This is a genomic window from Pseudomonas sp. 39004, assembly GCF_028682155.1.
Classification (GTDB): domain Bacteria; phylum Pseudomonadota; class Gammaproteobacteria; order Pseudomonadales; family Pseudomonadaceae; genus Aquipseudomonas; species Aquipseudomonas capeferrum.
The window spans coordinates 18,246-42,949 of the sequence record NZ_JANIAG010000025.1; the positions used below are offsets into that span (position 1 = coordinate 18,246).

Genomic DNA, 24,704 nt, shown 5'->3' on the forward strand with positions numbered 1-24,704 from the left:
AGTTTCTCCAATTCAGGCCAGCGCCGCACGGGTGGCGGCGACGGCGTCAGGGGTATTGAGGTTGTAGGTGGTCACGCCGTCGGCGCAACGCTTGTTGAGGCCGGCAAGGACTTTGCCTGGGCCGCATTCAACAAGATTGACAGCGCCATTGGCGGCCAGGGTCTGTACGCATTCGACCCAGCGCACGGGCTGGTAAAGCTGCGCCAGCAGGTCGTGCTTGAGCGCATCGAGGTCGGCGGCGACGGCGGCGGTGACGTTCTGCACTACCGGGATCTGCGGGGCCTTCCACTCGATGGCGTTGACCGACTCGGCAAAACGGTCGGCGGCCGGCTTCATCAGGGCGCAGTGCGATGGCACGCTGACAGGCAGCGGCAAGGCACGCTTGGCGCCTTTGGCCTTGCACAACTCGATGGCACGGTTCACCGCCGCAACGTTGCCGGCAATGACTACCTGGCCCGGAGAGTTGAAGTTCACTGCACTGACCACTTCATCTTCGGCCGCTTCGACGCAAATGGCCTTCACTTCATCGTCGCCCAGGCCAAGAATCGCGGCCATGGCGCCGTGACCGGCCGGCACAGCCTCCTGCATCAGTTCACCACGACGCTTGACCAGCTTGACCGCGTCTTTCAGCGACAGGCTGCCAGCGGCGACCAACGCGCTGTACTCACCCAGGCTATGGCCTGCAACGAACGCAGGCTTTGCGCCGCCCTCTTCAAGCCACAGGCGCCACAAGGCGATAGAGGCGGTAAGGATGGCCGGCTGGGTCTTGTCGGTTTGGTTGAGTTGCTCTTCCGGACCTTCCTGGACCAGCTTCCACAGGTCGTAGCCCAAAGCTTCGGAAGCTTCCTTGAAGGTTTCGACGATCACCGGCTTCTGGGCGCCGAGTTCGGCGAGCATGCCCAGCGACTGGGAACCTTGACCAGGAAAGACGAATGCGAGGGATGCAGACATTGAACAAGCCCTTATGATCTTGTCGTCGGATAGGGTACGCCGGGCGTTAGCCTGGCGCGGAATCTGAAAACTTGGATGGATACGCGGACCAAGCGGTCACATTTAAGCACTTCATCGGCGAAATGCCTAAGGCAACAGGTCTTCAAGGCGACCATGCAGCCGCTGCGGCAGGTTTTCCTGGATCTCGATCAACGCGCGCTGAATGGCGCTCTGAAACCCTTGCACGCCCGCCGAGCCATGGCTTTTGATGACGATACCCTGCAACCCCAGAAAGCTTGCACCATTGTGCCGCGCCGGCGCCAGGTCGGCCTGCAGGCGCTTGAGCAATGGCATGGCCAAGGCGCCGGCAGCACGGGCCAGCACACCGCCCTTGAACAACGCCTCGATGCGCGCACCGATCATCGTCGCCAGGCCTTCGCTGGATTTGAGCAGGATGTTGCCGACAAAGCCGTCGCACACCACCACATCCGCCTCGCCACGGTACAGGCCATCACCTTCGACGAAACCGACATAGTTGAGGCCGCGGGCGTTCTGCAGCAACGTGGCCGCCAGCTTGACCTGCTGGTTGCCCTTGATGTCCTCGGTGCCGATGTTCAGCAGCGCCACGCGTGGGCGATGAACGCCCAGCGCCTGGGCGGCCACCGAGCCCATTACGGCGAACTGGTAAAGGTTCTCGGCACTGCAATCGACATTGGCGCCCAGGTCGAGCAACTGGCAGTACCCCGCCTGGGTCGGGATCGCCGCCACCATGGCGGGCCGATCGATACCCGGCAGGGTTTTGAGCACGAAACGCGACAACGCCATCAGCGCCCCGGTATTTCCGGCACTCACGCAGGCCTGGGCCTTGCCGTCACGCACCAGTTCGAGCGCAATGCGCATCGACGAGTCCGGCTTGCCGCGCAACGCCTGTGAAGGCCGCTCGTCCATACCGATCACCTCGCTTGCCGCGACAATCTGCAGGCGCGCGCGATCCGCAGCTGCAAGGCCGCTGACAAGATCTTCAAGGAGGGAGGGTTGACCGACGAGGGTCAGGTGCAGCGAGGGGGTAGCCGAAAGGCAGGCAATGCTAGCCTGGACAATGCTGCGGGGACCGAAGTCCCCGCCCATTGCGTCGATCGCGATGATCTGAGCGGACAAGGATTACTCGTCAGCGCCCTTGTCGATCACTTTGCGACCACGGTATACGCCTTCTGGCGATACGTGGTGGCGCAGGTGAATTTCACCGGTGGTCTTCTCTACCGACAGCGCGTTTTCCGACAGGGCGTCGTGCGAACGGCGCATGTCACGGGCAGAGCGGGATTTTTTGTTCTGCTGAACAGCCATAATTGATTAACTCCTAAACGTTTGGGTCACGCTTTAACTGCGCCAAAACACTGAACGGGTTGGACCGCGATACCTCGTCCTTGCTCGAATCGGGCTCGTCTGCGCCCGCCGGCTGCTGGCATTCTTCCGGATGATGAGCAGGCACGATTGGCAAGGCGAGCAGAAGCTCCTCCTCGATAAACGCCTGCAGATCCAATGGATCTTCGCCCAGTTCCAGCACGTCATAGCCTTTCGGCAACGACTGGGTATTCGCACCCTCCTTTACCACGGCGTAAGTACATTCGCTGTGGATCGGCAGGGTGACCAGCTCAAGACAACGCTGGCAAACCATCTTGACCTCGACGTCAAGCTCGCTGTGGATAACCACCACGTGCTGTTCATCTCGTTCAAAATTTAATTTCGCCTGCACCGTACCGACATTGTCGGAAAGCGGGTCGCAGAGTCTTTCCAAATCAGCGAGTTGCAGCGAACCGTTAAGGGTTACGCCACGATCGGCTAATTTGCGCGGGTCAACGTGAGGTGGAATCGGGTCATTCAACATAGGCGCAGCATTCTAGGGATGGCCCCCGCCCCTGTCAAAGGAAATTCGGCGGCAAATCGCGTGATAGGATGAGTACAACAGATCAGGAGTCTACCATGCTGCCCTTATTACTGGCTTCCAGTTCACCTTACAGACGCGAACTGCTCGCCCGCCTGCGCCTGCCCTTCACCTGGGAAAGCCCCGATATAGACGAGCAGCGCCTGGGTGACGAGCCTGCCGTGGAGCTGGTACGGCGCCTGGCCAGGCAAAAGGCCGAGGCACTGGCGGGCAGCCACCCCGGGCACCTGATCATCGGCTCGGACCAGGTGGCCGTGCTGGGCGAACAGATCCTTGGCAAGCCCTTGAGCTTCGAGCGGGCCTGCGAGCAACTGCTGGAGGCCAGCGGGCAGCAGGTCACCTTCCTGACCGGGCTGGCGCTACTCAATAGCGCTACAGGGCAATGCCAGGTCGATTGCGTGCCGTTTACGGTGACGATGCGGGAACTGAGCCGAGAGCGCGTGGAGCGCTACGTGGCGGCGGAACAGCCGCTGGATTGCGCAGGGAGCTTCAAGGCCGAAGGGCTGGGGGTGAGTTTGTTTCAAAGCACGCACGGGTGCGATGCGACCAGCCTGGTCGGGTTGCCGCTGATTCGGCTGGTAGACATGCTGACCAAGGAAGGGGTGGTGGTTCCGTAGTTCGATCCCGCATTTTTAGCACCCATGGAGACCGAGCGGTGCTCGACCTCCATGGGTATTGCAAAGGGGTGCCGCACAACCAACGGCCAACCCTCAGCGCAAAGCAGGCCCCTGGAACCCCATGTACATGGCCAGGTGCTCCGCCACACTGGCACCGATCCGCTTGGAGAACCGGTCAAACGGCGATTCCTGAACCGTGAAATCCACCAATTCCTTCTCGCCGACAATCTCCCGCGCCACATAGCTGGCACTGCCCAGGCCATCCACCAAGCCAAGCGCCTTGGCCTGCTCGCCCGACCAGATCAGGCCACTGAACAGCTCCGGGTGCTCCTTGTCCTTCAGCCGATCACCCCGCCCCTGCTTGACCATGGCGATGAACTGCTGGTGCGTGGTATTCAGCACGCCCTGCCAGAACGCCCGCTCATCAGGCTTCTCTGGCGAGAACGGATCAAGGAAGGCCTTGTGCTCACCTGCGGTATAGGTGCGCCGCTCGACCCCCAGCTTCTCCATCGAACCGACAAACCCGTAACCCGCCGCCGTCACCCCGATGGAGCCAACCAGGCTGGCCTTGTCGGCATAGATCTCATCCGCCGCACTGGCGATGTAATAGGCACCGGAAGCACCCAGATCGGTGATCACTGCATACAGCTTGATCGCCGGGTACTCGGCACGCAGCCGGCGAATCTCGTCATAGACATAGCCCGCCTGCACCGGGCTGCCACCCGGGCTGTTGATTCGCAGCACCACGGCCTTGGTCTTGGCATCCTTGAACGCCTCACGCAGGCTCTTGACGAGGTTGTCGGCACTGGCGGCCTCCTGATCGGCAATCACGCCGCGCACCTCGATCAACGCCGTGTGGCTGGCGCTACGCGAGGCGGCCTTGTCCATGTCCATCAACGGCGTGAACAAGACCAGCATGCCGAACAGGTAAACGAAGGTCAGCAGCTTGAAGAAAATCCCCCAGCGCCGTGCCCGGCGCTGCTCCTGCACACTCGCCAGCAGGGTCTTCTCCAACAGCCTCCAGCTCTTGCGCTCTTCGCGCTCCTCGGGTTCGGACTCAGGGGCTTTCCATTCGTCTGCCATGCTCACCTGCCTTGGAAGTGAAATTACGCGGAACCGACCAGCCACTCACGCAACTGGGAGAAATGATTGATGCACACCTGCGGGCCGAACTCGGCCAGCGCCTGCAGCGACATCGCACCATAGCCGACAGCCACCGAGTGCATGCCCGCATTGCTGGCCATTTGCAGGTCAAACGCCGAGTCACCGACCATCAACGCGCGCCCAGGCTCGACACCGCAATGGCCGAGAATCTCCTCGAGCATCAGCGGGTGTGGCTTGCCACGGGTCTCGTCAGCGGCGCGGGTGATATCGAAGAACTGCTCCCAACCATTGGCCTTGAGCACCCGGTCCAGGCCTCGACGCGCCTTGCCAGTCGCTACCGCCAAGCGGTAACCCTCGGCACGGAAGGCATCCAGCGACTCGACCACACCTTCGAACAACGGCGATGGCTTTTGATCAAGCGCCGTGTAGATGTCGGCATAGTGCTGCCGAAAACGCTCGAGCTGCCCGGGCGTCAGATGCGGATACAGCGTATGGATCGCCTCGCCCAGGGCCAGGCCGATAATGCCCTTGACCGCATCATCGTGACTCGGCGCCTCACCGGCGCGCTCGGCGGCAGCATTCATGGCCTCGACGATGCGGCCAATGGAATCGGCCAGGGTGCCGTCCCAGTCGAAGATCAGCAGCTCATAAGACTTTTTCATCACTCAGGACGCACTCAAACGCTCTACAGTCTTGGCCCACACCTCATCCACCGGCGCCTCCAGCTTGAGCTCGCCACCATCAGGCAGTGGCACGGTCAGGGCATAGGCATGCAGGAACAGGCGCTTGCCACCCAGCTCGCGAATCTCGCGACTGAAATCTTCGTCGCCGTACTTGCTGTCGCCGGCGATCATGTGCCCGGCATGCAAGGTGTGCACGCGGATCTGGTGGGTACGGCCGGTGATCGGACGCGCTTCGACAATGGTGGCGAACTCGCCAAAACGGCGCAGCACGCGGAACAGGGTCAGCGCCTCCTTGCCCTCCTCGTTGACCTCGACCATGCGCTCGCCAGAGCGCAGGTTGCTTTTGAGCAACGGCGCATTGACCTGCTTCTTCGCGGTCGGCCAGTGGCCACGCACCAACGCCATGTAGCGTTTGTCGACACCATCGCCGCGCAGGGCAGCATGCAGGTGGCGCAGCATGCTGCGCTTCTTGGCGATCATCAGCAGGCCGGATGTATCGCGGTCCAGGCGATGCACCAGCTCAAGCTCCTTGGCATCCGGGCGCAGCTGACGCAGCGCCTCGATCACCCCGAAACTCAGGCCACTGCCGCCATGCACAGCGATACCGGCCGGCTTGTTCATCACGATGAGCGCCTTGTCTTCGTAGACAATCGCCGCTTCAAGGCGCTGCAGCAGCCCCTGGGCAACCGGCGCAGGTGCGTCACGCTCAGGCAAGCGGACGGGCGGTACCCGTACGATATCGCCAGCCTGAATCTTGTATTCAGGCTTGACGCGCCCTTTGTTGACCCGCACCTCACCCTTGCGCAGGATGCGGTAGACCAAGGTCTTGGGCACGCCCTTGAGCGCCGTGATGAGGAAATTGTCGATGCGTTGGCCGGCAAGCTCCGGCGCGACTTCGATCAGCTGAACGCCGGAAGTCGGAGGGGTATTGGTCGTCATCAAGGGATCATAACAATTTTTTATGGAATTGAAGCACTTAATCATTGCTGCTATAGTCGCGAACGCCGCCAAAAGCGGCAGGCCAGCGGCACCAGGCTCTTCGCCGGTCCCTGACCTTCGCAATTCTCCAGGACGCGAGGCCGTCCTACGGGGTTTTCGCCAGTTTACCGAATTGCCTGGAATCGCCACCAGCGCTGTGTAGAGAAGACTGAAAAAAAACGACAAGTGCGGTGTTTCACCTGCTTACCCGCTTCTTTTCGCTGCACCTCTGCCCGCCCCGACGCTTGCACGCAACGCACGGCGAATGCTTCGGAAATACCTGCCTTGGACATGAATGGCGCCAGCGCTCAACCTGCGCTGGCGAAAAATGCAACCCGTTGCGGATTCAGCGCGCGGCAGCACCCGAATTATCAGGGATACGTGCAGGGTGGAGATGCACAGCCCTCGGACCGTGTAGCACCGCGTCCGGCCACCGGCCCACTGAAATGGCCGGCGAGCGGATAAGGTCCTGAAACAGATGCCTCCGGGCGTCCACGGCTGAAGGTTGATTCCTCCTCCTGACTGAGTGCACTTGGCCCGCTGGGTTGATTCGGATACCTATTCGAAAGCCACAAGGGCCTGGTAGGCACCGCAGCAAACAGGACGCGTCGTCGTGACAACGGCAGGCTGGGCAACCGGCTGGTGCCGAACGTCGCTCGACACGGGGGTGGCCCGCCACCCTTTGCGCACCTTGGCACCGACCATGAGACGTCGTGTGTGCCGAACGCCGTTTCCGGCAGCCCGGAAACCGACGGTACAACATGAAAAGAATGCTGATTAACGCAACTCAACCCGAAGAGTTGCGTGTAGCCCTGGTGGACGGCCAACGCCTCTACGACCTGGACATCGAGTCCGGCGCGCGTGAGCAGAAAAAGGCCAACATCTACAAAGGCAAGATCACCCGCATCGAACCTAGCCTCGAAGCCGCCTTCGTCGACTTCGGTTCCGAGCGTCACGGCTTCCTGCCGCTGAAAGAAATCTCCCGCGAGTACTTCAAGAAGTCCCCCGAAGGCCGCGTCAACATCAAAGACGTCCTCAGCGAAGGCCAGGAAGTCATCGTCCAGGTCGAGAAGGAAGAGCGCGGCAACAAAGGCGCCGCCCTCACCACCTTCATCAGCCTGGCCGGTCGCTACCTGGTGCTGATGCCCAACAACCCACGCGCTGGTGGCATCTCCCGCCGCATCGAAGGCGAAGAGCGCAACGAACTGCGCGAAGCCCTGAACGGCCTGACCGTGCCGGGCGACATGGGCCTCATCGTGCGCACTGCCGGCCTTGGCCGCAGCAGCGAAGAAATGCAGTGGGACCTCGACTACCTGCTGCAGCTGTGGACCGCCATCAAGGAAGCCTCCCTTGACCGCGCTGCGCCGTTCCTGATCTACCAGGAAAGCAACGTCATCATCCGCGCCATCCGCGACTACCTGCGTCAGGACATCGGCGAAGTGCTGATCGACAGCATCGACGCCCAGGAAGAAGCCCTGACCTTCATCCGCCAGGTGATGCCGCAGTACGCCAGCAAGGTCAAGCTGTACGAAGACAGCGTGCCACTGTTCAATCGCTTCCAGATCGAAAGCCAGATCGAAACCGCCTTCCAGCGTGTCGTCGACCTGCCGTCCGGCGGCTCGATCGTGATCGACCCGACCGAGGCCCTGGTCTCCATCGACATCAACTCGGCGCGCGCCACCAAAGGCAGCGACATCGAGGAAACCGCCCTGCAGACCAACCTGGAAGCGGCCGAGGAAATCGCCCGCCAACTGCGTCTGCGCGACATCGGCGGCCTGATCGTCATCGACTTCATCGACATGACCCCGGCCAAGAACCAGCGCGCCGTTGAAGAGCGTGTGCGTGAATGCCTCGAAGCCGACCGTGCCCGCGTGCAAGTGGGCCGCATCTCGCGCTTCGGCCTGCTGGAAATGTCCCGTCAGCGCCTGCGCCCATCGCTGGGCGAAAGCAGCGGCATCGTCTGCCCACGCTGCTCGGGCACCGGCATCATCCGTGACGTCGAATCGCTGTCGCTGGCCATTCTGCGCCTGATCGAAGAAGAAGCCCTGAAGGACCGCACCGCCGAAGTGCGCGCCCAGGTGCCGATCCCGGTCGCCGCGTTCCTGCTCAACGAGAAACGCAACTCGATCACCAAGATCGAACTGCGCACCCGCGCACGCATCATCATCCTGCCGAACGATCACCTGGAAACCCCGCACTTCGAAGTCCAGCGCCTGCGCGACGACAACCCGGAAGTGCTGAACAACCAGTCCAGCTACGAGATCGCCGCCACCGAGACCGAAGAAGCGACGCCGGTACCAGCCGCCACGCGCACTCTGGTTCGCCAGGAAGCTGCGGTCAAGACCGCCCCGGCCCGCACCAATGCCCCGGTGCCGAGCACTGTCGAAGAGCCTCAGCAGCCCGCCACACCGGTAGCCCCAGCGCCAAGCGCCCCAGAGCCGAGCCTGTTCAAAGGCCTGGTCAAGTCGCTGGTCAGCCTGTTCGCCGGCAAGGACGAACCGGTCGCCGCACCGGCCGTCACGGCCGAAAAGCCAGCCGCTGATCGCACGCCACGCAACGAAGAACGCCGTAACGGCCGCCAGCAGAGCCGCAACCGCAATGGCCGCCGCGACGAAGAGCGCAAACCACGCGAAGAGCGTGCCGAGCGCGCCCCGCGTGAAGAGCGCCAGCCTCGCGAAGAACGCGCGCCACGTGAAGAACGTGCCGCGCGTGAAGAACGTGCCCCGCGTGAAGAACGCGCACCTCGCGAAGAGCGTCAACCACGCCAGCCACGCGAAGACCGTCGTGGCAACCGCGAAGAGCGCCCGGTACGCGAACTGCGCGAGCCACTGGAGGCCACGCCGGCACCGGTTGCACGCGAAGAGCGTCAGCCACGTGAAGAACGTGCACCACGTGAGGAACGTGCACCGCGTGAAGAGCGTGCCCCTCGCGAAGAACGTGCACCGCGTGAAGAGCGTGCCCCTCGTGAAGAACGCGCCCCACGTGAAGAGCGTGCCCCACGCCCGCCGCGTGAAGAGCGCCAGCCACGTGCCACCGAAGAAGCGGCTGAGCAGGCTGCAGAGCTTGCCGAAGAGCAACTGCCGAACGATGAATTGCTGCAGGACGAACAGGAAGGCGCAGATGGCGAGCGTCCACGTCGCCGTTCCCGCGGCCAGCGTCGTCGCAGCAACCGTCGCGAGCGTCAGCGCAATGCCAACGGTGAGCTGATCGAAGGCAGCGAAGACGAAGGCAGCGAAGAGCAGCCACAACAGCACCAGGCCACCGAGCTGGGTGCCGAACTGGCTGCCGGCCTGGCCGTCACCGCTGCTGTTGCCAGCAGCAACATCAGCGCCGATGCCGAAGCGCAAGCCAACCAGCAGGCCGAGCGCGCCACCGCCGAAGTCGTCGAAACCGACAACAGCGAAGCCGCCAAACCGTCCGAGCAGGTCGAAGCGGTTGCACAGGCCGAGGAAGCCGCTGTTGCCCCTGTGGTCGAGCAGCCTTTCAGCGAGCCTGTCGCCGTGGTCGAGGCCAGCGCCGAGCCCGTGGTCGAAGTCACGCCGCAGCCAGTCGTCGAAGCGGCCCCTGCCGCTGAAGCGGTGGTCGTTGCCGAAGCGCCTGTCGAAGCCCCAGTCGAAGCGCCAGCAGTTGAAGCCGGCGAAATCGAGCAGGCGCCGGTAGTCGTGGAAGAAGCCGTGGTTGCCGAGCAGGCTGCCGTGGTTGTCGAAGCGCAACCCGAAGTGGTCGTGGAGCCAGAGCCAGTTGTTGTCGAGCCTGCACCGGTCGAAGCACCTGCCGTGGTTGAAGCTGCTACCGTCATGCTGGCCAACGGCCGCGCGCCGAACGACCCACGTGAAGTGCGTCGCCGCAAGCGTGAAGCTGAAGCTGCTGCCAAGGCCGCGCAGGAAGCTGCAGAGCCGGCCCTGGAAACCGCTGATGAGCACAAGCCTCATCACGGTTGATGCCAACGGCTGAATGAAAAAGCCCCGCCAGTGCGAACTGGCGGGGCTTTTTCTTGCCTAGTGGCCTGGTGGTTGCGCGGCCGCAGGAACGGCCCGCGCCAATCAATCAGTACAGATTAGGCTCCATCTCGAGCTCAACCCCGAACCGCTCGCGGATGTCCGCCTGGATGCGCCGCGCCAAGTCATGCAACTGCGCCCCACTCGCCTGACCATAGTTGACCAGCACCAACGACTGCAGCCGATGCACGCCCGCATCGCCATCGCGATACCCCTTCCAGCCCGCCTGCTCGATCAGCCACCCCGCCGCCAACTTCACCTGGCCATCAGCCTGAAGGTAAGCTACAACGCCCGGGAAACGCCCACGAATACCCTCGACAAGCTCAGCAGAGACCACCGGGTTCTTGAAAAAACTCCCGGCATTGCCCAATTCGGCCGGGTCCGGCAACTTCTCCCGGCGAATGCTGCAGATAGCGTCGCTGATCGCCTGCGCGCTGGGCTGTTCAACGCCCTGCTCCACCAAGCGCTGGCGCACCGGCCCATAATCCAGATGAGCCTGCAGCGTATGGCTCAGTGCAAAGCGCACCCGCAAGATCAACCAGCGGCCAGGGTTACGCTTGAACAGGCTGTCGCGATAGCCAAAGGCGCACTCTTCCAGACCAAAATCACGCAACTCACCGGTCTGGCGATCCAAGGCAGTCAAGCCGGCGAACACATGCTTGATCTCGACGCCATAGGCGCCCACGTTCTGCATCGGTGCTGCGCCCACGGTGCCCGGGATCAGGCTGAGGTTCTCCAGCCCGCAAAAACCTTGCGCCAGCGTCCATTGCACGAACGGATGCCAGGGTTCACCCGCCTCGGCCTCAACCACCACGCGCTCGCCGTCATCGCTCAGCACGCGGCGGCCACGGCTGGCCATGTGCAGCACCAGCGCATCGACATCACCGGTCAACAGCAGGTTGCTGCCACCGCCGATGACCAGCACCGGCAGCCCGATCCGCTGCGCCTCGGCCAGCGCTTCGCGCACCTCGTCATCATCATGCACCTGGCTGAAATGCCGGGCCTTGACGTCAATGCCGAAGGTATTGAAAGGCTTGAGCGAAACCTGCTCCTGCCACAGCGCTGTCATAACCGCCCCTTGATTTCCACCACCAATGCCTGGCACGCCACCTCGATCAGGTCCAGCACCTGCTCGAAACCGGCGGCGCCACCGTAGTACGGGTCTGGCACCTCATCCAGCTCCGCGCCATAGCGGCGTAGGAAAAGGTCGAGCTCACCTGACGCCGAATGCGGGCGCAGGGCACGCAAGTGGCTCAGGTTGCTCTCGTCCATGGCCAGGATCAGGTCGTACTCGGCGAAGTGCGCCACGCTCACCTGCTGGGCGCGTTGCTGCGAAAGGTCATACCCGCGGGCCTGCGCGGCCTTGCAGGTACGGCCGTCTGGGGCCTTGCCGACGTGCCAGTCACCGGTACCAGCCGACGCCACGTGCACCTGCTCGGCAAGCCCTGCGGCCTGCAACTGATGACGCAGCACGCCCTCGGCGGTGGGCGAGCGGCAGATGTTGCCCAGGCAAACGAACAGGACGCGCATCAAGCCTCCAGCAGGCGCCTTACGCGCTCCAGGTCTTCAGGGGTGTCGACACCCACGGCGGGCGCCTCGATGGCGTCTTCGACGTGAATGCGTACGCCATGCCACAGGGCGCGCAACTGCTCCAGCGCCTCGGTCTGTTCGAGCCAGCACGGGCCCCAGCCGACGAAGTCCTGCAAAAAGCCCACGCGGTAGGCATACATGCCGATGTGACGGCGGTAGGGCACGCCTTCGGGCAGTTGGTCGCGGCCCTTGGCGAAGGCATCACGCGCCCAGGGCAGCGGCGCACGGCTGAAACTCAAGGCCAGGCCGTTCTTGTCGCTGACGACCTTGACCGCATTGGGGTTGAACACGACCTGCGGCTCGTGGATCGGCTCGGCCAGGGTGGCGATGCCGGCTTCCGGGTGGGCCGCGAGGTTCGCCGCCACCTGGTCGATGATCACCGGCGGGATCAGCGGCTCGTCGCCCTGCACGTTGACCACGATGGCGTCGGCAGGCAGGCCGAGACGCGCCGCCACTTCGGCCAGGCGATCGGTGCCGGACTCATGGTCGGCGCGGGTCAGCAGCACTTCGGCGCCAAACGCCTGGCAGGCCTCGACGATACTGGCATCGTCGGTGGCGATGACTACACGGCTGGCAGCACTTTTACGCGCCTGTTCCCACACGTGCTGGATCATCGGCTTGCCGGCGATCGTTAACAGCGGCTTGCCCGGCAGGCGCGTGGAGCGCAGGCGGGCGGGAATCACCACGGTGTAGTCCAGGCTCATTTGTCCAGACGCTCGTCATCGGTCAGGGTGCGCGCTTCGCTTTCCAGCATCACCGGGATGCCGTCGCGGATCGGGTACGCCAGGCCCGCGCCCTTGCTGATCAGCTCGGTTTTGTCGGCGCTGAGCTTGAGCGGGCCTTTGGTGATCGGGCAGGCCAGGATATCGAGCAGTTTGGTGTCCATGGAAGCTTCCTTGAGGCCAGGTGGCCGGCAATTGAATAGGGGCTCAGGGCTTACGGTGCCCGGGCAGCAAGCGTTGCAGCTGGCTGTCGAACCAGGCGCTGAACGCGGGCGACGGCTGCGCCTCGACGACCAGGTACCACCAGTCGTCGGCAGCGAAGGCACGGCATTTGACCGCGTCCTTCTCGGTCATCACCAGCGGCAATGGCGGTGTGAACGACAGGCGGTCGGCGCTGAATTGTGCGTGGTCGGCAAAAGGGTGCGGCACCGGCTGCCAGTTTAGCCCCAGCAGGGTATTGAAGAAACGTTGCGGGTTACCGATACCCGCCACCGCATGCAGGCGCTGGCCTGGCGGGAACAGATCAAGGCCGCGACGCTCGCCGCTGCGCACATTGACCAGCGCGGACGGCTGCAAGCGGAAGGAAAAACCTGCCTGCGAATCAGCGCTGGCACCGTTGAACAGCACCGCATCGGCCTCTTGCAGGCGCTCGACCGGTTCGCGCAGTGGCCCGGCCGGCAGGCAGCGCCCATTGCCAAGGCCACGGGCGGCGTCGATCAGCACCAGCTCAAGGTCGCGCGCCAGGCGGTAGTGCTGCATGCCGTCATCGCACAGGATCAGGTCAAGCGGCTCGCTGGCCAGCAGCGCCTGTACGGCGCGGGACCGATCAGGGTCGATCATCAGCGGCACGCCGGTGCGCTGCACGATCAATAGCGGTTCATCACCGGCCTGTTCGGCGCGCTGATCGGCCTCGACGCGCCAGGGCAGATGCATGGGCTTGGCGCCATAACCGCGGCTGACCACCCCGACCTTGAGCCCCTGCTTTCGGCAATGCTCGATCAGCCAGAGGATCATCGGCGTCTTGCCAGTACCGCCCACGGTGATGTTGCCCACCACGATGACCGGCACCGGGGCTCGGTAGCTGGCGCTTTCACCCCTGAGAAAACGCGCACGCTTGCGCATTACCACACGGCGGTACAGGGCTTCGAGCGGGCGCAGCAGCGCCAGGGCCGGATGCCCGGCGTACCAGGCAGCGAGCAAACGGTCGGCGAAGGCCATCAAGGCGTCCCCTGAGCGGCCTCGACGGTGGTCATGCGCAACTGGCTGAAGCCGAGCTTGCCGGCCGCATCCATCGCGGTAACCACGGCCTGGTGCGGGGTCTTGCCATCGGCGCTGATCGCCAGCGGCAAGCTGTGATCACCGCCCGACGCCTGCTCGATGGCCTCGCTCAAGGTGGCCAGGTCGCTCTTGGGCAGCAGGTTGTTGTTCACCGAATACACGCCCTCGGCGCTGATGGTGATCTCCACCCGCTTGCCCTCATCGGCCGGCGGCTGCTCGGCACTGGCGGCCTCGGGCAGCTCGACGCGCAGTTGCGTCTCGCGGGTGAAGGTGGTGGTGACCACGAAGAACAGCAGCAGGACGAACACCACGTCGATCAACGACGCCAGGTTGATGTCGACGTTCTCCCGCTGGCGATTGCGCCGAAACTTCACGCCTTGCCTCCGGCCACTTCGACTTCTCGGTCGCCCTGGATCACTTCCACCAGCTTGATCGCCTCTTGCTCCATGCCGACCACCAGCTCATCGATGCGGCGCAGCAGGAAGCGGTGGAAGAACACCGCCGGGATACCGATCATCAAGCCCGCTGCGGTGGTGACCAGTGCCTTGGAGATACCGCCGGCCAGCACAGCGGCATTGGCGGTCATCTGCGAACCCATGAAGGCGCTGAAGATGTCGATCATGCCCAATACGGTGCCCAGCAGGCCCAGCAGCGGGGCCATCGCGGCAATGGTGCCGAGGGTGCTGATGTAGCGCTCAAGGTCGTGGATGACGCGCGACGCGGCCTCCTCGATGCACTCTTTCATGATCTCGCGACCATGGCGTGAGTTGGCCAGGCCCGCAGCGAGGATTTCGCCCAACGGCGAATCGGCGCGCAGGGCCTTGAGCTTGTCACTGGTGAGTTGCTTGTCCTTGATCCACATCCAGACCTGGCCCAGCAGGTGTGGCGGGGTCACGCGGCTGGCGCGCAGGGTCCACAGGCGCTCGACGACGATAGCCATGGCAACGATGGAACTCAGAATGATCGGCAGCATCATCCAACCACCGGACTTGACCAATTCCCACACAGTAAACGCCCCTTCGGAAAAAGGCCGCCACTCTATCATAGGAGCGCAGGGGGCTCATCTGCCGAAGGTCAGGGAATTGGCTGCCGGGTTTTCAGCGGTAGCGCTTCAGGGCCTCATTCCCCACCCCGCCAAAACCGCCGCTGCCCGCGCACACCTTCCACCGCCCCCTGCGCCCCCAACACCAACCGCAACGCCCCTTCCACCGCCGTATCATGAATAGCCAGCCCATGCCGCCGATACCGTTCGACCACTTGCGCATGTGGATGACCAAAACTGTTGTTACGCCCCCGCGAAATCAGCACCCCGCGCGGCGCCGTAGCGCGGATAAACGCCTCGGTGGACGAACTACGGCTGCCATGGTGCGGTGACTGCAACCAATCGATACGCGTCGCCCCGTGAGCCGCCAGCCATGCCCGCTCGGCTCCCGCCTCCATATCCCCCGCCAACAGCAGCCGCTCCCCCTGCGCCTCGACCAGCAGCACACAAGAGCGGTCATTGCTGCTCTGCCCTTCAGCCCAACGCCATAGCGAAAAGCGCACGCCATCCCAGTCCCATTGCTCCCCACTGACACATGGTTGCAGCGCCAGGGCCTCCAGCGCCTCACCACCCAGCATCCGCCTGACCGGCAGCCCACGGTGGATGGCCGCAGCACCGCCCGCATGGTCGGCGTGGGCGTGGCTGATCAACATCAGGTCAAGCCTCCCCACCCCCAACTTGCGCAGGGTTGGCAGCACCACCCGCTCGCCCAGGTCGTACTCACCCTTGGCCGGTCCGGCATCGTAGAGCAGGCTGTGATGACGGGTACGCAGCAGCACCGCCAACCCCTGACCGACATCCAACTGCCAGACTTCCACCTGCCCTGCCGCCACCGGCTCCCTGGGTACCCACAGGGCAAGCAGCATGACCCCACCCAACCCGCGCATGGGCACGCCACGGGGCAACAGCACCAGCAGCGCGCCCACGCCAACCAACGCCCAGGCCCACAGCGGCAGGGCCGGCGGCACCCAAGCTGGCCGCCAGCCCGCTACCACGGCCAACACCTTGAACAGCACATCCAGTAGGCCACCGGCCAGCCACAACAGCGCCTCCCCGAAGCCCGGCAGGGGCAAAAGCAACGTACCCAGCAACGCTAACGGCAAAACCGCCAGGCTGACCCACGGCACCGCCAGCAGGTTGGCCAGCGGCGCGCTGAGGCTCACCGGCAAACCAGTGGCCAGCAACACCGGCAGCAAACCGATAGCGATCACCCATTGCGCCCGCGTCCAGGCCTGCCAGGGCCGCCAGCCGCCCAACCGGGCGCTGAAGCAATAGATAAGAATGGCCACGGCAGAAAACGACAGCCAGAGCCCAGGCAACAGCCCCGCCAACGGTTCGACCAGCAGCACCGCGACCAGCGCCAGCAGCAACGGCAGCATGGCGCCGAGGTGGCGAAAACGCAGGCGCCAGAGCAGCACCACGGCCAGCATCAGGCAGGCGCGCTGTACCGGTACGCCAGCGCCGGCCAGCCAGCCATAGGCCAGTGCTGCCGCCATGGCCAAGCCACACGCCCAGGGCAACCAGGGCAGCCGTGCGGGCCAAAGCCCCCACCGCGCCAGCCCGGCGACCAAGCCATACAGCAGGCCCGCGACCAGGCCGATATGCTGCCCAGAGATCACCAGCAGGTGGACCGTGCCAGTGGCCTGCAATGTCTGCCAATCCTCGCGGGCCAGGCCCCCGCCATCCCCAAGCACCAACGCCACCAGCGCCGCCTGCCGGCCGTTGGCATCGACCGCCAGCAGGCGTTGGCGCAGCTCGTCCCGCCAGCCACCGGCCACAGCGCTCAACACCTGCCCAGCCTTGACCGTCCCGGTGGCGCCAATCCGCCGGGCCAGCAACTGTGCTTCGCGATCAGGCCCGTGCGGGTTCAGCAGCCCGGCAGGGCGCTGCAAGGTCACGGCCAACCGCCAATGCTCGCCCGCCCTCAGCTGCGGTCCGTCGTACCAGCTCAGTTGCAAGCGCCGTGGCAATGCGCCACGCCGCGAAGCGGCCTGCTCCAGCTCGAACCGCACACCTTGCGCAGTACGGCTCGGCAGGCCGGCTACCCTGCCCTCCAGCCAAACGGTGCGGCCATCAAGCCCAGGCGCGAGCCGATCGTCCAGCACGTGCTGGGCTGACCAGCACGCCCAGCACAGCCCCAACACAAAGCAGCCCAATGGCCACACCCGGGTGAACAGGCAGGCGACGGCGCCGAGCAACAGCGCAAGCAGCCATCCGACCGATGGCAATACGGGAAGAAAACCCAGGCAAAGCAGCCCGAGCGCGAGCGCAAACATCCCTGTGCGCATAAGGTAGAGCCCCAGAAGCGAAATGACCTTCTGAGGCATAGCGCAAATGCTGGCAAAGCTTGCTCAACAATTGTCACAAACTCTAAACGAGGCGGTTAGGGATTCAAGGCATACTGCCCCGATAAACGCCCCGGGAGCCTACATGCCGCGCCGTCTTTTCAAACGCTACATGCCGGATCCGACCAGCATTCGGGAACACAAGTCCTTACGCTTTTTCGGCAAATTGCTGCACGACCCGAACCTCTGGCATCTGAACCGGCACTCGGTGGCCCGGGCCATGGGCGTGGGGCTGTTCGCGGCGCTGATCCCCATCCCCATGCAGATGCTGCTGGCCGCTGCGTTGGCTATCCCGGTACGTGGCAACCTGCCAATCGCTGTCAGCCTGGTATGGCTGACCAACCCGCTGACCATGCCCCCGGTGTTCTTCATCACCTACATGACCGGCGCCTGGCTGTTGCAAATTCCGCCGCGCACACTGCCCGACGAACTGACCTTCGAATGGATCACCGACCAGCTGTCGACCGTCTGGCAACCCTTCCTGCTGGGCTCGGTAGTCTGCGGCGTGGTACTGGGCATCCTCGCCTACTTCACCACCATGCTGTACTGGCGCTGGTGGGTTGGCCGGCAGTGGCGCCGGCGCAAACTCAAATGCTCATGCACGCATGCCGCGGCCGCTGACCAGCAGGCGAATGCAGAGGGTGTAGAGCACCGCAGTGGCGACCAGCATGAAGGTGATCGCCGTGCCAATGCTGATATCCGACACCCCTAGGATGCCGTAGCGGAACGAGTTGACCATGTGCAGCACCGGGTTGGCCATTGACACGGCCTGCCAGAACGGCGGCAGCAGGTTGATCGAATAGAACACCCCACCCAGGTAGGTCAGCGGCGTCAGCACGAAGGTGGGGATGATCGAAATGTCATCGAAGTTACGTGCGAACACCGCGTTGACGAAGCCGAGCAACGAGAAAATCGTGGCCGTCAGCAGCACCACGACGACCGTGACGCCCAGGTGATGCACCTGCAGGTGAGTAAAGAACATCGACAGGATCGTGACGATCACCCCCACTGCCAGCCCACGCAATACGCCGCCCAGCACATAGCCAACGAGGATGGTGTGCGGCGATACCGGCGACACCATCAGTTCTTCGATCGAGCGCTGGAACTTGCTGCCGAAGAAACTCGACACCACGTTGCCATAGGAGTTGGTGATCACCGACATCATGATCAGCCCAGGCACGATGTACTCCATGTAGGTGAAACCACCCATGTCGCCGATCTGCCGGCCGATCAGGTTACCGAAGATGACGAAGTACAGGACCATGGTGATCGCTGGCGGCAGCAAGGTCTGTGGCCAGATCCGCAGGAAGCGCCGCACTTCACGGTAGACGATGGTATTCAGGGCGACCCAGTTGGTGCGCAGTTCCACACTCATACGGCCACCTTCGACAGGTTTTTTTCCACCAGGGACACGAACAGCTCCTCGAGTCGGTTGGTCTTGTTGCGCAAGCTCTGCACTTCGATGTTCTGCAGCGCCAGCTGGCCGAACAGCGCCGTGATGCCGATGTCCTTGTCCACCTGCACCTCCAGGGTATGCGGGGTGATCAACCGGCACGGGTAGCCCTGCAGCACTGGGGCGGCGGGCAGGTCCTGCTTGAGGTCGAGGACGAAGGTTTCGACATGCAGCTTGCCCAGCAACTGGCGCATGCTGGTGTTCTCGACGATGGTGCCGTGGTCGATGATGCCGATGTTGCGGCACAACTGCTCAGCCTCTTCCAGGTAATGCGTGGTGAGGATGATGGTGATGCCCTTCTGGTTGAGCTCGGTGAGGAAGCTCCACATCGACCGGCGCAGCTCAATGTCCACGCCGGCGGTGGGCTCATCGAGAATCAGCAGGCGCGGCTCATGGATCAGCGCACGGGCGATCATCAGCCGGCGCTTCATGCCACCCGACAGCGAACGCGACTGCACGTCGCGCTTGTCCCACAGGCCCAACTGGGTCAGGTACTGCTCGGCGCGTTCCCTGGCAAGCTTGGGTGGGATGCCGTAATAGCCGGCCTGGGTGACGACGATATCGAAGGTCTTTTCGAACTGGTTGAAGTTGAACTCCTGCGGCACCACGCCCAGGCAGCGCTTGAGCGCCGAAGGCTCGCGATCCAGGTCGTGGCCGAACACGTTCACCGTGCCGCTGGTCTTGTTCACCAGGGTCGAAAGAATACCGATAGTGGTGGATTTACCGGCGCCGTTGGGGCCGAGCAAGGCGAAAAAGTCACCTTCGGCGACGTCCAGATCGATGCCTTTGAGGGCCTGGAAGCCATTACCGTAGGTTTTGGTCAGCTGTCGAATGGACAGGGCAGAACTCATAGCGGGTCACGTACCGAGTGAAAAGGTCAGGACACGCCAGGGCAAATCACTGGCGCAGTGAGTGCGGCCATGGTGCTAGGGCTGGCCGCACAAGTACAGTCATGTGTATTGATAGTGACTATCGAGGCAGGTTCAAGTCAGCGCAGTCATCACCGCTGCCTGATAGGCGGGGCGCTGTTTGAGGCGCGCGTACCAGGCCTCCAGGTGATACATGGCCGGGCGTTCGATGGGCAGTTCGAACCAGGCATAGATGAAGCTACCCAGTGGGATGTCGCCCATGCCGATCTGGTCACCGGAAAGATAGGGTTGCCTGGCCAGGGTTTCATCGGCAATCGCCAGCAATTGCGCGCACTGCTTGTGTGCGGCGTTGATCGCCACCCAGTCGCGCTGGTCTTCAGGCGTGCGCAGCAGGCCCCAGAACAAAGGGCGGAACGGGGTGGCGAAGGACGAGGTAGTCCAGTCCATCCACTTGTCTGCCAGGGCCCGCTGCCGCGGGTCGTCCAGGTACCAGCCCTGCTCTTGGCCGTATTCGGCGCAGAGGTAGCGAACGATGGTATTGGACTCCCACAGGGTCAGGTCGCCATCTTCCAGCATCGGCACCAGGCCATTGGGGTTGCGTGCACGGTAGAGCGGCTCGTTGACCACGCCGAAAGCACCGCCGGCATCAATGGATTCGAAGTCGAGGCCCAGCTCGTGGGCGATCCACAGCGCCTTGCGCACATTGCTCGAGTTCTTGCGGCCCCAGATCTTCAGCATGGCAACGTCCTTATGAGTGCAGAGGGCTGAAGTCTACTCCAGACCTGCGCCGCCTGTACCGGCACTGACAGACAATGCCCTGAAACTCCTGCTGCCACACCCTGTCACTGTTCTGACGATGCCGTTCATAGCGTTGCGTCTAAGCTCTGTGGGTTAGCTCTAGCCCCTGGTTCCAAGGAGGAGTGATTATGTTGCTGTTGTGGTTGGTGGTTCTGGTGATCGGCGCTGCGTACCTCACGCACCGGCGCCTGCCGCCCTTGCAGATACTCGGCATCATCGCCATCTATACGCTGCTGATGGGTATCTTCAGCAAGGCCCCCGGCTGGCTGCTAGCGGTGATCTGGCTGATACTCGCAGCCAAAACCGCGCTACTGGTGCTGCCTGACTGGCGCCGCAAGGTGTTCACGGGCCCAGTGTTCAAATGGTTCCAGCGCACCTTGCCGCCCATGTCGCAAACCGAGCGCGAAGCGATCGACGCGGGCACCGTGTGGTGGGATGGCGAGCTGTTCAGCGGCCGCCCGGACTGGCGCACCCTGCTCGCCTACCCGGCGCCGAAACTCACCGAAGAGGAACAGGCCTTCATCGATGGCCCGACCGAAGCGCTCTGCGCCATGGTCAGTGACTGGCAAATCGGCCAGGACATGGACTTGCCGCCAGAAGCCTGGCAGCACATCAAGACGCATGGCTTCTTCGCCCTGATCATCCCCAAGGAATACGGCGGCAAGGGCTTCTCTGCCCATGCCCATTCCCAGGTGGCCATGAAACTGGCCACGCGCAGCGGCGACCTGGCTTCCACCGTCATGGTCCCAAACTCACTGGGCCCGGCCGAGCTTCTGCTGCATTATGGTACCGACGAACAGCGCAACCACTACTTGCCGCGCCTGGCTCGCGGTGACGATATCCCTTGTTTCGCCCTCACCGGCCCACTGGCCGGTTCCGATGCGGGCGCCATGCCTGACACGGGTGTCATTTGCACAGGCCAATGGCACGGCGAAGAGGTCATCGGCCTGCGCCTGAACTGGGAGAAGCGCTACATCACCCTGGGCCCGGTCGCCACCCTGTTGGGCCTGGCCTTCAAGGCCTATGACCCGGACCATCTGCTTGGCGAAGAAGAAGAACTCGGCATCAGCCTGGCACTGATCCCGACCGATACCCCCGGCGTCGAGATCGGCAAGCGCCACCTGCCACTGGGCGCGGCCTTCATGAACGGCCCGAACAGTGGCAAGGACGTGTTCGTCCCCCTGGACTTCCTCATCGGCGGCAAGGACATGCTCGGCAAGGGCTGGATGATGCTGATGAACTGCTTGTCGGTGGGCCGTTCCATCTCACTGCCAGCCGTAGGCACAGGCGCGGCCAAGTACACCAGCCTGGTGACCGGCCAGTACGCGAACATTCGCGAACAGTTCAACGTGCCACTGGCCGCCTTCGAAGGCATCCAGGAATCGCTGGCCCGCATCGGCGGCAACGCCTGGCTGATGGACAGCGCCCGCTTGCTGACGGCCAAGGCCGTGGACCTGGGTGAGAAACCTTCGGTGCTGTCGGCGATTCTCAAGTATCACCTGACCGAACGTGGCCGCGAGTGCATCCAGCATGCCATGGACGTACATGGCGGCAAGGGAATCATCATGGGGCCCAACAACTACCTGGGGCGCAATTGGCAAGGGGCGCCGATCTTCATCACCGTCGAAGGCGCCAATATCCTCTCGCGCAACCTGATGATCTTTGGCCAGGGCGCCATCCGCTGCCACCCGTTCGTACTCAAGGAGATGGCACTGGTCGCTCGCGAAGACCGTGACCAGGCGCTGATCGAGTTCGATGGACTGCTGATGAAGCACATCATGTTCGCCGCCGGCAATGCGGCCAGCACCTTGGTGTATGGACTGGGGTTGGGCCACCTGGAAAAAGTGCCGGGCGATGCCCTGAGCCAGGGCTACTTCCGCGCCCTCAACCGCCAGGCGGCAGCCTTTGCATTGATGGCCGACTTGTCGATGATGCTGCTGGGCGGGGCACTCAAGCGCCGCGAACGTCTGAGCGCACGCCTGGGTGATGTGCTGAGCTACTTGTACCTGGCCTCTGCCGCGCTCAAGCGCTATCACGACCTGGGTTCCCCGGAGCACATGCGAGCGCTGTTGCGCTGGGCAATGGAGGAGAGTCTCGGCCAGGCGGAAAATGCGCTGGACCGTATACTCGACAACTTCCCCAACCGCTTCATCGGCTGCGCGCTGCGCGTGTTGGTGTTTCCGTTCGGCCGTCGTCATACAGGCCCCAGTGATGAACTGGATGCCGAAGTAGCCGAACTGATCGGACGCAGCAAGGGTGACCCTGCACTGGAAGAGCTGCTGGCCGGTTGCTACAGGCCCCAGGCAGAAGGCGACCCGGTGGCAGGGCTGCAGCGAGCCAGCGATCTACTGGACGACACGGCGCCACTGCGCAAGGCATTGCATCAAGCCATCAAGGAGGGGAACGTCCAATCACCCCCCGGGAAGTCCGCCATCGACGCAGCCATCGAGGCCGGAGTGCTGCAGCCTGGTGAAGGCCAGCGTCTGCACGAAGCCGAGAAAGCGCGCAGAAAAGTGATCGACGTCGATGCCTTCGACAAGGCGCAGTTGCTGGCTGAACCGGGCAAGGTGCGCTGACCCTTCGCTCGAAAGGGGGCGCGGCGTATACTCCGCCCCCCGTTTCAGCCATACCGAGGACCCATTCCATGGCCAACCCCAACCTGGAATACCACCTGCAACTGCTCCAGCACCTGCGCACCATCCTGGTTGCACTGGGTGACGCAGAGCAGGTGCCGGAAGAAAGCCACGCCCTGTTCCTCGAACGCTTCGACGAACTGCTGACGCTGCTGCCGCAAGACCCGCTGGAGAGCCAATACCTAGGCCAAGACCTGCTCTGCCAGGTGATCCAGCGCTACCCGCAAATCGCACACCTGGTGCCGCGCGACCTGTTGTGGTTCTTTGCTGGCGATTGCCTGCACTTCATGCCAGACGAAGAACTGGAGCTGTACCAGCAATTGGAAGAGCATCGATTTGAAGCCGAACAGAATGGCGAGCCCTTTGACTGGCATCAGGAAAAGCAGTTGTTGAGCAAGCCAGGGCACGGCAGTACTCACTGACCGCCAAGCGCTGTTATCTACTCGCTTCAGCGGCGGGCAAGGCTCGTAAAAAACCGAATGACGTGTCGTAAAAGTTCAGGCGCGCAACGCCAACTTCCTACAGATCAGGTGTTTGAATCAGCCTACTCTGCAGCCGTGCCATTGAGCGGAGCATCGTTTTTGTTCAGCTTGAGGCCTTACTTAACACGTCATTTGGACATCATTGTGAAAAAACACTTTGTGGCATTAGCCATCAGCTTATCCAGCACCGCGGCCATGGCCAATACAGGCATTATCAATTTCCAGGGCACCGTCACCACTGGCGGCACTTGCCCTATCGAAGTGGTACACCCAGGCGGCCCAAGCCAGCCTATCCATCTGGGCCACTTCCGCACGCGGGACTTCACTGCTGCGGATCAAAACACCGCAATGGTACCGTTCTCCCTGCGCATCACGCCTGACGCCTCCTGTGACATCGACCCCACCAAGAAGGCCTTCGTGACGTTCTCTCCGCGCTTCGGCGCCGACCCGACTGGCAGGCTGTACGGACTGCAAAGTGGTGTTGGCTACACCAGCAACCTAGCCTTGGAGATCCTCGACCGGAGCAGCACCCCGCTGCCACCGGATACCGAATCCAATGCCCATGACCTGGACGAAAACCTTCCAACCGATATGCGCTTTACCGCCCGACTGAAAACTACAGCGGCTAACGTGCCTGAAGGGAACATCGACACCAGCGTCGATTTCCTGGTCGACATCCGCTAAATGATCAATCCAGGCGCTTACAGGCGCCTGGACCGCTATCAAGCCACATCTGTCCAGGTTTTCCGCATGTCCATGCCTCCTCTTTTCTCCGCACTTCGTGCCACAGTGGCCGCCACATGCCTGACCTTGCTGGCCCCCATTGCCCATGCAGCACTGACCATCGACAGCACACGCATCGTGTTGCCCAGCAACAAGCGCAGCGCTTCGCTGGTAGTCGCCAACCCCAGCAAAGCTGCCTATGCAGCTCAAGTCTGGGTCAACACGGCAAGTGATGACACCACCACGAGTGTCCCGCTGCTCGCCTCACCGACACTGTTCCGCCTGGACTCTGGCCGTGAGCAGTTGGTACAGATCAATGTTCTTCCGAACGACCTGCCAACCGATCGCGAGTCGCTGTTCTACTTCAATGTTCAGGAGTTACCGCAGGTCGACCCTGATGCCCGCAACGTGCTGAACATTGCCCTGCGCACACGCATCAAGCTGTTCTACCGCCCAAGCCAGCTCAAGGAAAAACCTGAAACCCGGCTCAACGAACTGCAGTGGTCCGCTCAACAAG

The 24,704-nt window shown here is 63.0% G+C and carries 24 protein-coding genes and 1 pseudogene; 7 read left to right on the top strand and 18 right to left on the bottom strand.

The features are described 5' to 3' along the window. Positions 1-12: 12 nt before the first annotated feature. The 4 genes from fabD to NP534_RS06875 all read right to left on the bottom strand — a co-directional run bounded on the left by fabD (position 13) and on the right by NP534_RS06875 (position 2,815). Positions 13-951: an ACP S-malonyltransferase gene (gene fabD, locus NP534_RS06860; protein ID WP_274098234.1), complete on the bottom strand. Its 939-nt coding sequence runs from the start codon at positions 949-951 to the stop codon at positions 13-15. 126 nt (positions 952-1,077) lie between these two features. Then, positions 1,078-2,088 (bottom strand): phosphate acyltransferase PlsX, encoded by a 1,011-nt coding sequence (plsX, locus tag NP534_RS06865; protein WP_077068575.1) that lies wholly within the window; start codon positions 2,086-2,088, stop codon positions 1,078-1,080. Between the two features lie 3 nt (positions 2,089-2,091). After that, the gene (rpmF, locus tag NP534_RS06870; protein ID WP_016485486.1) at positions 2,092-2,274 is read right to left on the bottom strand and encodes a 50S ribosomal protein L32; all 183 of its coding nucleotides are present in this window, start codon (positions 2,272-2,274) and stop codon (positions 2,092-2,094) included. A 13-nt stretch (positions 2,275-2,287) separates the two neighbouring features. Then, positions 2,288-2,815 carry a YceD family protein gene (locus NP534_RS06875; RefSeq protein WP_077068576.1) on the bottom strand — a complete coding sequence of 176 codons (528 nt, stop codon included), beginning with the start codon at positions 2,813-2,815 and terminating at the stop codon, positions 2,288-2,290. Between the two features lie 95 nt (positions 2,816-2,910). Here NP534_RS06875 and NP534_RS06880 point away from each other — a divergent pair, with 95 nt between their 5' ends. Beyond that, positions 2,911-3,489 carry a Maf family protein gene (locus NP534_RS06880; protein WP_274098235.1) on the top strand — a complete coding sequence of 193 codons (579 nt, stop codon included), beginning with the start codon at positions 2,911-2,913 and terminating at the stop codon, positions 3,487-3,489. A gap of 93 nt (positions 3,490-3,582) precedes the next feature. Here NP534_RS06880 and NP534_RS06885 read toward each other — a convergent pair whose 3' ends face one another. The 3 genes from NP534_RS06885 to rluC are packed head-to-tail and all read right to left on the bottom strand — an operon-like array spanning position 3,583 to position 6,215. Continuing rightward, a complete protein-coding gene (locus NP534_RS06885) occupies positions 3,583-4,572 on the bottom strand; it encodes a S49 family peptidase (protein WP_274098236.1) in 990 nt (329 codons plus the stop codon). 23 nt (positions 4,573-4,595) lie between these two features. Further along, complete coding sequence (locus tag NP534_RS06890) at positions 4,596-5,255, bottom strand: HAD family hydrolase (RefSeq protein WP_274098237.1); 660 nt, start codon at positions 5,253-5,255, stop codon at positions 4,596-4,598. Between the two features lie 3 nt (positions 5,256-5,258). Further along, positions 5,259-6,215, bottom strand: a complete 957-nt coding sequence (rluC, locus tag NP534_RS06895; RefSeq protein WP_033700578.1) for a 23S rRNA pseudouridine(955/2504/2580) synthase RluC — start codon at positions 6,213-6,215, stop codon at positions 5,259-5,261. Positions 6,216-7,015: 800 nt separating this feature from the next. Here rluC and rne point away from each other — a divergent pair. After that, complete coding sequence (gene rne, locus NP534_RS06900; RefSeq protein ID WP_274098238.1) at positions 7,016-10,195, top strand: ribonuclease E; 3,180 nt, start codon at positions 7,016-7,018, stop codon at positions 10,193-10,195. A gap of 106 nt (positions 10,196-10,301) precedes the next feature. On the opposite strand, the gene murB is transcribed toward rne, so the two are convergent. From murB to NP534_RS06940, 8 genes are all read right to left on the bottom strand, one after another. Then, on the bottom strand, positions 10,302-11,321 hold the full coding sequence (gene murB, locus NP534_RS06905; RefSeq protein WP_274098239.1) for a UDP-N-acetylmuramate dehydrogenase: 1,020 nt from the start codon (positions 11,319-11,321) through the stop codon (positions 10,302-10,304). Then, positions 11,318-11,782 carry a low molecular weight protein-tyrosine-phosphatase gene (locus NP534_RS06910; RefSeq protein ID WP_274098240.1) on the bottom strand — a complete coding sequence of 155 codons (465 nt, stop codon included), beginning with the start codon at positions 11,780-11,782 and terminating at the stop codon, positions 11,318-11,320. The genes murB and NP534_RS06910 overlap by 4 nt, the downstream gene beginning before the upstream one ends. After that, entirely contained in the window at positions 11,782-12,546 is a 765-nt protein-coding gene (gene kdsB, locus NP534_RS06915) for a 3-deoxy-manno-octulosonate cytidylyltransferase (protein WP_274098241.1), read from the bottom strand. Before kdsB ends, NP534_RS06910 begins: the two co-directional genes overlap by 1 nt. Then, positions 12,543-12,728, bottom strand: a complete 186-nt coding sequence (locus NP534_RS06920) for a Trm112 family protein (protein ID WP_003247142.1) — start codon at positions 12,726-12,728, stop codon at positions 12,543-12,545. Before NP534_RS06920 ends, kdsB begins: the two co-directional genes overlap by 4 nt. A gap of 43 nt (positions 12,729-12,771) precedes the next feature. After that, a complete protein-coding gene (gene lpxK / locus NP534_RS06925; protein ID WP_274098242.1) occupies positions 12,772-13,782 on the bottom strand; it encodes a tetraacyldisaccharide 4'-kinase in 1,011 nt (336 codons plus the stop codon). Then, positions 13,782-14,216 (bottom strand): ExbD/TolR family protein, encoded by a 435-nt coding sequence (locus NP534_RS06930; RefSeq protein WP_186653751.1) that lies wholly within the window; start codon positions 14,214-14,216, stop codon positions 13,782-13,784. Before NP534_RS06930 ends, lpxK begins: the two co-directional genes overlap by 1 nt. Further along, positions 14,213-14,848 carry a MotA/TolQ/ExbB proton channel family protein gene (locus NP534_RS06935; protein ID WP_033700585.1) on the bottom strand — a complete coding sequence of 212 codons (636 nt, stop codon included), beginning with the start codon at positions 14,846-14,848 and terminating at the stop codon, positions 14,213-14,215. Before NP534_RS06935 ends, NP534_RS06930 begins: the two co-directional genes overlap by 4 nt. Before the next feature lie 113 nt (positions 14,849-14,961). Then, positions 14,962-17,172, bottom strand: coding sequence for a DNA internalization-related competence protein ComEC/Rec2 (locus NP534_RS06940; protein WP_274098243.1), 2,211 nt, complete (start codon positions 17,170-17,172; stop codon positions 14,962-14,964). Positions 17,173-17,314: 142 nt separating this feature from the next. Between NP534_RS06940 and NP534_RS06945 the strand changes: the two are divergent. Then, a pseudogene (locus NP534_RS06945) lies at positions 17,315-17,812 on the top strand (DUF2062 domain-containing protein); the annotation flags it as partial. A 12-nt stretch (positions 17,813-17,824) separates the two neighbouring features. On the opposite strand, the gene NP534_RS06950 reads toward NP534_RS06945, so the two are convergent. From NP534_RS06950 to NP534_RS06960, 3 genes are all read right to left on the bottom strand, one after another. Further along, on the bottom strand, positions 17,825-18,604 hold the full coding sequence (locus NP534_RS06950) for an ABC transporter permease (protein ID WP_033700586.1): 780 nt from the start codon (positions 18,602-18,604) through the stop codon (positions 17,825-17,827). After that, positions 18,601-19,533: an ABC transporter ATP-binding protein gene (locus NP534_RS06955; RefSeq protein WP_033700587.1), complete on the bottom strand. Its 933-nt coding sequence runs from the start codon at positions 19,531-19,533 to the stop codon at positions 18,601-18,603. The genes NP534_RS06950 and NP534_RS06955 overlap by 4 nt, the downstream gene beginning before the upstream one ends. 132 nt (positions 19,534-19,665) lie before the next feature. Beyond that, positions 19,666-20,289: a glutathione S-transferase gene (locus NP534_RS06960; protein WP_274098244.1), complete on the bottom strand. Its 624-nt coding sequence runs from the start codon at positions 20,287-20,289 to the stop codon at positions 19,666-19,668. Positions 20,290-20,477: 188 nt separating this feature from the next. Here NP534_RS06960 and NP534_RS06965 point away from each other — a divergent pair, with 188 nt between their 5' ends. From NP534_RS06965 to NP534_RS06980, 4 genes are all read left to right on the top strand, one after another. Then, positions 20,478-22,925 carry an acyl-CoA dehydrogenase gene (locus NP534_RS06965; protein WP_274098245.1) on the top strand — a complete coding sequence of 816 codons (2,448 nt, stop codon included), beginning with the start codon at positions 20,478-20,480 and terminating at the stop codon, positions 22,923-22,925. Positions 22,926-22,993: 68 nt separating this feature from the next. Beyond that, a complete protein-coding gene (locus tag NP534_RS06970) occupies positions 22,994-23,404 on the top strand; it encodes a PA2817 family protein (RefSeq protein ID WP_274098246.1) in 411 nt (136 codons plus the stop codon). A 204-nt stretch (positions 23,405-23,608) separates the two neighbouring features. Continuing rightward, on the top strand, positions 23,609-24,148 hold the full coding sequence (locus NP534_RS06975) for a fimbrial protein (protein ID WP_274098247.1): 540 nt from the start codon (positions 23,609-23,611) through the stop codon (positions 24,146-24,148). Positions 24,149-24,214: 66 nt separating this feature from the next. Further along, positions 24,215-24,704: fimbrial biogenesis chaperone (locus NP534_RS06980; RefSeq protein WP_274098248.1), on the top strand; the 490-nt coding region annotated here is incomplete at its 3' end.

Excerpts from the sequence above, each read along its gene's own strand:
- NP534_RS06965 (WP_274098245.1), top strand. The coding sequence starts at position 20,478 with ATGTTGCTGTTGTGGTTGGTGGTTCTGGTGATCGGCGCTGCGTACCTC.
- murB (WP_274098239.1), bottom strand. The coding sequence starts at position 11,321 with ATGACAGCGCTGTGGCAGGAGCAGGTTTCGCTCAAGCCTTTCAATACC.
- rne (WP_274098238.1), top strand. The coding sequence starts at position 7,016 with ATGAAAAGAATGCTGATTAACGCAACTCAACCCGAAGAGTTGCGTGTA.
- NP534_RS06885 (WP_274098236.1), bottom strand. The coding sequence starts at position 4,572 with ATGGCAGACGAATGGAAAGCCCCTGAGTCCGAACCCGAGGAGCGCGAA.
- NP534_RS06910 (WP_274098240.1), bottom strand. The coding sequence starts at position 11,782 with ATGCGCGTCCTGTTCGTTTGCCTGGGCAACATCTGCCGCTCGCCCACC.
- NP534_RS06890 (WP_274098237.1), bottom strand. The coding sequence starts at position 5,255 with ATGAAAAAGTCTTATGAGCTGCTGATCTTCGACTGGGACGGCACCCTG.
- NP534_RS06955 (WP_033700587.1), bottom strand. The coding sequence starts at position 19,533 with ATGAGTTCTGCCCTGTCCATTCGACAGCTGACCAAAACCTACGGTAAT.
- NP534_RS06940 (WP_274098243.1), bottom strand. The coding sequence starts at position 17,172 with ATGCGCACAGGGATGTTTGCGCTCGCGCTCGGGCTGCTTTGCCTGGGT.
- NP534_RS06960 (WP_274098244.1), bottom strand. The coding sequence starts at position 20,289 with ATGCTGAAGATCTGGGGCCGCAAGAACTCGAGCAATGTGCGCAAGGCG.
- NP534_RS06920 (WP_003247142.1), bottom strand. The coding sequence starts at position 12,728 with ATGGACACCAAACTGCTCGATATCCTGGCCTGCCCGATCACCAAAGGC.
- rpmF (WP_016485486.1), bottom strand. The coding sequence starts at position 2,274 with ATGGCTGTTCAGCAGAACAAAAAATCCCGCTCTGCCCGTGACATGCGC.
- NP534_RS06950 (WP_033700586.1), bottom strand. The coding sequence starts at position 18,604 with ATGAGTGTGGAACTGCGCACCAACTGGGTCGCCCTGAATACCATCGTC.
- rluC (WP_033700578.1), bottom strand. The coding sequence starts at position 6,215 with ATGACGACCAATACCCCTCCGACTTCCGGCGTTCAGCTGATCGAAGTC.
- kdsB (WP_274098241.1), bottom strand. The coding sequence starts at position 12,546 with ATGAGCCTGGACTACACCGTGGTGATTCCCGCCCGCCTGCGCTCCACG.
- NP534_RS06880 (WP_274098235.1), top strand. The coding sequence starts at position 2,911 with ATGCTGCCCTTATTACTGGCTTCCAGTTCACCTTACAGACGCGAACTG.
- NP534_RS06970 (WP_274098246.1), top strand. The coding sequence starts at position 22,994 with ATGGCCAACCCCAACCTGGAATACCACCTGCAACTGCTCCAGCACCTG.
- lpxK (WP_274098242.1), bottom strand. The coding sequence starts at position 13,782 with ATGGCCTTCGCCGACCGTTTGCTCGCTGCCTGGTACGCCGGGCATCCG.
- NP534_RS06875 (WP_077068576.1), bottom strand. The coding sequence starts at position 2,815 with ATGTTGAATGACCCGATTCCACCTCACGTTGACCCGCGCAAATTAGCC.
- fabD (WP_274098234.1), bottom strand. The coding sequence starts at position 951 with ATGTCTGCATCCCTCGCATTCGTCTTTCCTGGTCAAGGTTCCCAGTCG.